The organism is Intrasporangium sp. (genome assembly GCF_032907665.1).
Taxonomy (GTDB): Bacteria; Actinomycetota; Actinomycetes; order Actinomycetales; family Dermatophilaceae; genus Intrasporangium.
This window is the reverse complement of sequence record NZ_JAJJPG010000161.1, coordinates 1-7,009: the sequence shown is the minus strand read 5'-3', so window position 1 is coordinate 7,009 and position 7,009 is coordinate 1. Positions and strand designations below refer to the sequence as shown.

At 71.4% G+C, this 7,009-nt stretch carries 6 protein-coding genes and 2 pseudogenes; 6 read left to right on the top strand and 2 right to left on the bottom strand.

What is annotated here, in order from left to right; genetic code table 11:
* Both LOY02_RS16915 and LOY02_RS16910 read left to right on the top strand, forming a co-directional pair.
* Positions 1-224, top strand: a pseudogene (locus LOY02_RS16915) (nucleoside hydrolase); the annotation flags it as partial.
* A complete protein-coding gene (locus tag LOY02_RS16910) occupies positions 224-1,048 on the top strand; it encodes a ribokinase (protein WP_317183540.1) in 825 nt (274 codons plus the stop codon). The pseudogene LOY02_RS16915 and the gene LOY02_RS16910, both read left to right, overlap by 1 nt.
* 10 nt (positions 1,049-1,058) lie before the next feature.
* Here the strand turns inward: LOY02_RS16910 and LOY02_RS16905 are convergent, their stop codons facing one another.
* A complete protein-coding gene (locus tag LOY02_RS16905) occupies positions 1,059-2,297 on the bottom strand; it encodes a THUMP-like domain-containing protein (RefSeq protein WP_317183539.1) in 1,239 nt (412 codons plus the stop codon).
* A 395-nt stretch (positions 2,298-2,692) separates the two neighbouring features.
* Here LOY02_RS16905 and groES point away from each other — a divergent pair, with 395 nt between their 5' ends.
* The gene (gene groES, locus LOY02_RS16900) at positions 2,693-2,989 is read left to right on the top strand and encodes a co-chaperone GroES (protein ID WP_041308421.1); all 297 of its coding nucleotides are present in this window, start codon (positions 2,693-2,695) and stop codon (positions 2,987-2,989) included.
* A 118-nt stretch (positions 2,990-3,107) separates the two neighbouring features.
* The gene (groL, locus tag LOY02_RS16895) at positions 3,108-4,721 is read left to right on the top strand and encodes a chaperonin GroEL (protein WP_317183538.1); all 1,614 of its coding nucleotides are present in this window, start codon (positions 3,108-3,110) and stop codon (positions 4,719-4,721) included.
* A 114-nt stretch (positions 4,722-4,835) separates the two neighbouring features.
* Here the strand turns inward: groL and LOY02_RS16890 are convergent, their stop codons facing one another.
* Positions 4,836-5,147: a WhiB family transcriptional regulator gene (locus LOY02_RS16890; RefSeq protein WP_317183537.1), complete on the bottom strand. Its 312-nt coding sequence runs from the start codon at positions 5,145-5,147 to the stop codon at positions 4,836-4,838.
* 335 nt (positions 5,148-5,482) lie between these two features.
* On the opposite strand from LOY02_RS16890, the gene LOY02_RS16885 reads away from it, so the two are divergent.
* Both LOY02_RS16885 and LOY02_RS16880 read left to right on the top strand, forming a co-directional pair.
* Positions 5,483-6,061, top strand: coding sequence for a sigma-70 family RNA polymerase sigma factor (locus tag LOY02_RS16885; RefSeq protein WP_410505967.1), 579 nt, complete (start codon positions 5,483-5,485; stop codon positions 6,059-6,061).
* A pseudogene (locus LOY02_RS16880) lies at positions 6,058-7,009 on the top strand (hypothetical protein); the annotation flags it as partial. The gene LOY02_RS16885 and the pseudogene LOY02_RS16880, both read left to right, overlap by 4 nt.

Genomic DNA, 7,009 nt, shown 5'->3' with positions numbered 1-7,009 from the left:
TCGACCCCGACGCGTTGATGACCCAGGTCCTGCCGATCCGGGTCGAGCTCGCCGGACACTGGTCGCGCGGCCGGACGATCGTCGACCGCCGCGACTGGAGCGGCGACATGTCGCACGACCCTCACGGCGAGCCGCCGCTACGGGTGCGCGTCGCCCTCGGTGTCGACCACGAGCGGTACTCCTCGCTCTGGCGCGAGACCATCCTCGCCGCAGGGGGCGCCTGATGGGCCGCGTCGCCGTCCTCGGCTCGCTCAACGTCGACATCGTGACTCGGGTGGAGCGCCACCCCCGACCGGGTGAGACCGTCCTCGGCGAGGCGGCGGGTCGCTTCGCCGGCGGGAAGGGCGGCAACCAGGCCATGGCCGCGCGCCGTGCCGGTGCCGAGGTCGTCATGATCGGCCGGGTCGGACGGGACGACGCGGGCGCCGCCTACCTCGACCGCCTGCACCGGCACGGCATCCGCACGGAGGTGCCGCCCGTCGACCATGCTCCGACGGGCGCGGCGTACATCGCTGTCGACGACCAGGGCGAGAACGTGATCATCGTCGTGCCGGGCGCGAACTCGTTCGTCGAGGACCGCTCGGTCGCCGCGGCGGACCTCGGTCCCGGCGACGTCCTGCTCTGCACGCTCGAGGTCCCCGCCGACCTCGTCGCCCGCGCTGCGACTCTCGCCCACGGAGCCGGCGCCCGGGTCGTCATCAATCTCGCGCCCTACACCTGGCTCCCGCACGACGTCATCGCGCTCGCCGACCCCCTCGTCGTCAACGAGTCCGAGATGCGCCAGCTCGCCGACTCCGACCTCATCCCCTCCTCGCTGCTCGTGACCTTCGGGGCAGCCGGGGCCCGGTGGGACGGTGAGGAGGTGAGCGGCATACGGCTCGAGGAGGGCGACGTCGTCGACACGGTGGGGGCCGGTGACGCCTTCTGTGGGGCGCTCGCCGCGGCCCTCGCGGCTGGCGACACGAGACGTGCGGCTCTGGAGGCGGCGAACCGCGCGGGATCCGAAGCCGTCCGCTGGGCCGGCGCCCAGCCCGACGCCGCCCTGTGAGCGCGCGACCTCAGGCGGGGGTGACGACGAGGGCGACCTGGGCTCCCGCCACCCGAGTGACGACGAGCGTCGCCTCCGATCCGCCCTTGCCCCGGCCGGTCATCTTGAGCTGACGGCGCAGGAGGTCCGCATCCAGCGTGACGCCGCGCTTCTTGATCGTCACCCGGTCGTGGCCATGGTCGCGCAGCCAACGGGACAGGGCCTTCGGGGACAGCGGCATCGCCTCGAGGACGCGGTAGCGTCGCGCCCACGGCAGGTCGTATGCCGCTGGGCTCGTCACATAGCCGACGCCGGTTCCCAGCTCGGTGCCGTCCACGGCCGCCACGAGGGCCCCGGTGAGTCCGGCCCGGATGACGGCCCGGTCGGGCTCATAGAGCCATTCGCGGATGGCCGTCACCGACGGCAGGGGAGGCTCGTCGGCGGCTGGTGCTGCGTCAGCCTCCGAGACGACGTGCGTCGCCCGGGCAGAGCACACGGCGGCCGTCCGGCCCGGCTGGGATGCGAGCGGGCCCCACCAGACGACGCACTCGAGCACCTCGCCGTGCCACGAGCTCCATTGCGCCTCGGCGCCGTCGGGGAGGGCCGCGTGGGGGAAGGACGGGGAGAGCTTGGCGCCGGTGGCCGGGGTGCGGGCCGCGAACGCCTGGACCTCGTCCCACGTGGGTGAGATCGCGTCGAGGGAGAAGACGCGCCTGGTTCGGCCGCGGTGGTCGGCCACCCCGGAGACGCGCCGGGCCGGGTCGAGCCAGAGCCCGAGGTGCCGGGCCGCCTCGCCGAGCGGGAGGCGGACCTCGTCGGCTCGTGCGTGGGTCACGCGCGCGGACGGCCAGTGGCGCAGGTTGATCGCGGCGATCCGGGCGGTCGCAGCGTCCGAGTCGACCGCCCGCACGACCAGGTCGAGCCCGGCGAAGGCCATCGCGTCGGCCCCGATCCCGCAGCCGAGGTCGTAGACCTCCCGCAGGCCTGCCGCGGCGAACCGGTGCGCGTGCCGGGCGGCCAGCGACAGCCGTGTCGCCTGCTCGAGGCCATCGGGGGTGAAGAGCATGCCCGCGGCGAAGTCCCCGAACTTGTCGACCGCCCGAGCCCGAAGGCGCGACTGCGCCATGGCCGCGGCGACGAGGTCGCTGTCGAACGCCTCGCGGAGCTTCTCCTGGAGCTGGAGGGCCGTCGACTCGTCGTAGGCGGGGAGGGACTGGAGCAGCGCCCAGCCCTCTCCGGTGGCGAGCCGGTCCACCATCGCAGCGTCCATGCCCGTCATCCTTTCAGGCGATCCGCCACAGCCCCGCCGGGGCGAAGTTGTGGCGGCTGGGTGCGGGTCTGGCCCGCCGGGTCTTCGCCGGGGCGAAGTTGTGGCGGCTGGGTGCGGGTCTGGCCCGCCGGGTCTTCGCCGGGGCGAAGTTGTGGCGGCTGGGGACGGTCGGGGAGGTGAGTCGGGGCGATTCACGCTCAGCTTCGGCCAGTTGTTGGCACTCGACTTGACCGAGTGCTAACTCCAAACCTAGATTTCTGCTTGTTGGCACTCTCACCCTGAAAGTGCCAGATCTCTCCGAGAGAACGGTCGACCCCCGCGACGGCGGCCGCTCACCGAGATCAAGAACGCGTCCAGACTCGATCTATCGACATCCCGAAGGGAAGGTCACCACCGTGTCGGTTTCCATCAAGCCGCTCGAAGACCGCATCGTCGTCAAGTCCCTCGAGGCGGAGCAGACCACCGCCTCCGGCCTCGTCATCCCGGACACGGCGAAGGAGAAGCCCCAGGAGGGCGAGGTCCTCGCCGTCGGCCCCGGCCGCTGGAACGAGGACGGCGACCAGCGCGTCCCGCTCGACGTCAAGGTCGGCGACAAGGTCATCTACAGCAAGTACGGCGGCACCGAGGTCAAGTACGGCGGCGAGGAGTACCTCATCCTCTCCGCGCGTGACGTCCTCGCCGTCGTCGGCTGATCGCCTCGCGCCACAGCACCACATGCTTTGACCGCACCCCGGTGACGCCCCTCGGGGTCGTGCCGGGGTGCGGTCCGTACGCCCACCGTTTCGCGCATCACCAGCCAGAAGGAACACCATGGCCAAGCAACTGGAGTTCGACGACTCCGCACGCAAGTCGCTCGAGCGCGGCGTCGACGCGCTCGCCAACGCCGTCAAGGTGACGCTCGGCCCCAAGGGCCGCAACGTCGTCATCGACAAGAAGTGGGGCGCTCCCACGATCACGAACGACGGCGTCACGATCGCCCGCGAGATCGAGCTCGAGGACGCCTACGAGAACCTCGGCGCCCAGCTCGCCAAGGAGGTCGCCACCAAGACGAACGACATCGCCGGTGACGGCACGACGACCGCGACGGTCCTCGCCCAGGCGATGGTCAAGGAGGGCCTGCGCAACGTGGCCGCCGGTGCCGCCCCGGCCGCTCTCAAGCGTGGCATGGACAAGGCCGTGAGCGCGGTCAATGACCGACTCCTCGAGATCGCCCGTGACGTCAACGGCAAGGAGGAGGTCGCCTCGGTCGCGACGCTCTCCGCCCAGGACGCCACGCTCGGCGGCCTCATCGGCGAGGCCTTCGACAAGGTCGGCAAGGACGGCGTCATCACTGTCGAGGAGTCCTCGACGACGGCGACCGAGCTCGAGTTCACCGAGGGCATGCAGTTCGACAAGGGCTACCTGTCGGCCTACTTCGTCACCGACACGGAGCGCATGGAGACCGTCCTCGAGGACGCCTACGTCCTCATCAACCAGGGCAAGATCTCGGCCGTCGCCGACGTCCTGCCGGTCCTCGAGAAGGTCGTCCAGTCGGGCAAGCCGCTGCTCATCATCGCCGAGGACGTCGAGGGCGAGGCCCTGTCGACGCTCGTCGTCAACAAGATCCGGGGCACCTTCGCCGTCGCGGCCGTCAAGGCTCCCGGCTTCGGTGACCGCCGCAAGGCCATGCTCCAGGACATCGCCATCCTCACCGGCGGCCAGGTCATCGCCGAGGAGGTCGGTCTCAAGCTCGACCAGGCGGACCTCTCGGTGCTCGGCCAGGCCCGGCGCGTCGTGATCACCAAGGACCACACGACGATCATCGACGGGGCCGGCGAGGAGTCCGAGGTCACGGGCCGCGTCGCCCAGATCAAGTCCGAGATCGACCGCACCGACTCCGACTGGGACCGCGAGAAGCTCCAGGAGCGGCTCGCCAAGCTCGCGGGCGGCGTCTGCGTCATCAAGGTCGGCGCCCACACCGAGGTCGAGCTCAAGGAGAAGAAGCACCGCATCGAGGACGCGATCTCCGCGACCCGGGCGGCCATCGAGGAGGGCATCGTCGCCGGGGGTGGCACGGCCCTCATCCACGCCGCCGAGGTCATCGACGGGCTCGACCTCGAGGGCGACGAGGCGACCGGCGCCACGATCGTGCGCAAGGCCGTCCAGGAGCCGCTGCGCTGGATCGCCGAGAACGCCGGCCTCCAGGGCTACGTCGTCACCTCCAAGGTGGCCGAGCTCCCGCTCGGTCAAGGGCTCAACGCCGCCACGGGCGAGTACGGCGACCTCATCGCCGCCGGGGTCATCGACCCGGTCAAGGTGACCCGGTCGGCCCTGCGCAACGCCGAGTCGATCGCGTCGATGATCCTCACGACGGACACGCTCGTCGTCGAGAAGCCGGAGGAGGAGCCCGAGCCGGCCGGTCACGGCCACGGTCACGGGCACTGACCACCACCTGACGAAGGGCCATCCTCCGCGCGAGGGTGGCCCTTCGTCGTCATCGGTTCAGGCCGTATGCCGCTGGGTGCGCGGTGGGTGTGAGGCTCCGGGGACCGTAGCTGGTCAGGACGCCGTGGCGATCTTGCGGACCGACGCCTCGACCGGCTCGCCATAGAGCAGCTCGCGCTCAGCCTCGGTGAGCCCGCCCCAGACCCCGTAGGGCTCACGGACCTGGAGCGCATGGCTGCGGCACTCGGCGAGGACGGGGCAGGCGGCGCAGACCGCCTTGGCGGCGGCGTCACGGTTGCGGCGGCGGGGACCGCGCTCGCCCTCGGGGTGGAAGAAGACCTCGGGGCTCACGCCCCGGCACGCCCCCTCGAGCTGCCAGTCCCACAGATCCGCCACCGGACCCGGGAGGCGGGTGATCTCGGCCATGGTCTTGGTCGTCCTCAGCTTTCCTCGACGGCACTCGCTCTGCCGGTGCTGCGTTGATGCCGCGCCGTGGCTCGACGCTAACCGGGCGCGTGGGGCAGTTTGAAGGCCCGAAGTTTCAAGACTTGTTCAAGAAATGCCCTCGACATGGCAAGGGCCGTCGGAGAGGTCACAGGTCACGTCTGGCCCCAGACACAGGTGACCGCACGTAAGATGCTGGTCAAACAACCCCGTGGGTCCCGGTGGGTGGGGCCCGTCGAGGGAGAGTCGGGGGTTGGGAGCCGATGGGATTCACCTGGGCCGCAAGGCCCGGCGTAACGCGACGCGCAAGCGGGGCGATGGAGGGTGTGGACGCCCCCACTTCGCTGGGCGAGCTCGCGTCTCTGGCAGCACATGACGCCATGGCGCGTGATGACCTCCTGCGTCGGGTTCGCGAACTGGCCCTGAAGTACGCGCGTGTCCGACTCGGCCGCTTCGGCGCCGAGGATCTCGCCCAGGACGTCGCTCAGGAGGTGTGCATGGCCGTGCTGGCCGCTGTACCCACCTACGAGGAGCGTGGCGTGCCCTTCGAGGCTTTCGTCTACCGGGTGACCTCGCACAAGCTCGCCGACGTCCAGCGGGCCGCCATGCGGGGGCCGACGCCGATGGGTGACATCCCGGACCGGGTGGACGAGTCGCCCACGCCCGAGATGACCGCGCTCGTCCGGGACGAGGCGGCGCAGGCGCTCTCCCTGATGCAGCAGTTGCCCGACGCGCAACGGGAGATCCTCATCCTCCGGGTCGCGGCGGGGCTCACCACCGATGAGACGGCCGCTGCTCTCGGCATGTCGACGGGTGCCGTGCGGGTGGCACAGCACCGCGCCCTGGGCAGGCTCCGTACTCTGATCGCTGAGCTCGAGGCAGGTGATGTCGCGTGACCAAGCCGATTCCCCTGAGCGATCTCGTCGCCGACGACCTCCTCATCGACCGGATCGCCGCCCGCCAGCCCGTCGGGGACGAGCCGGTCGCGGCACTGCTCGCCTCAGTTGCGGCCCACGCCGACCATCCGTTGCCATCAACGGGTCGTCGCCGGAGCCGGCGGCGAGTGCTCTCCGTCCTCGTGGCCATCACGGTCGGCGCCTCTGGTGCCGGCGTCGCCGCTGCCGTCACCATCCCCGATGGCACGCCTTATGCCAGGTCGGCGCCTGTTGCCCCGGGAGGTGAGCCTGTCCCCGCGCCAGGGGGGCCCGGCTCCACGCTGGGGGCGGAGCTGGCCACGGACGCCACGGGCCGCGTCATCGTCGTCGGCGCCGACGGCGCGCGACTCGATTCGGCGTGGCTGCCCGATGGCTGGGTCGCAGCGCTGCCCACGACGGCCACGACGGCCACGACGGTCGGTCGGGCCTCCGGCACGCAGGTGAGCAGGGCCCGGTGGAGTTCCTACACCGTGTCGCGTGCCCTGATCCTTGCCGGCCTCGAGGCGCACCCTGCATCTGCTCCCACTGCCACCGAGGTCTTGCTGGAGGACGAGGCGCAGCAGTCCCCGAGCGACGTGACCGATTCCGACGGCAGGGCTGGCGAGACGACATCGGATCGACCTGCCGAGCCGCTCGCCGCCCGACCCGGCCCCGACAACCGGCCGAGTGGATCGGCGCCCAAGCCCGCGGCCAAGCCAGGCAGCAAGGGTGGGAAGGGCAGCTCGCGGCCGGCGCCCGAGCCGAGTGCCAGGGTGGCCAGGCCCGACCCCAAGCCGGTCGCCACAGCGATGCCTGCCACGCCCACGAAACGAGAAGTGGCGGGCAAGCCGGCCGAGGCGGGGAAGCCGGCCGAGGTGGGGAAGCCAGCAGGGGTCGAGAAGCCGACGGAGGCGGGGAAGCCGGCCGAGG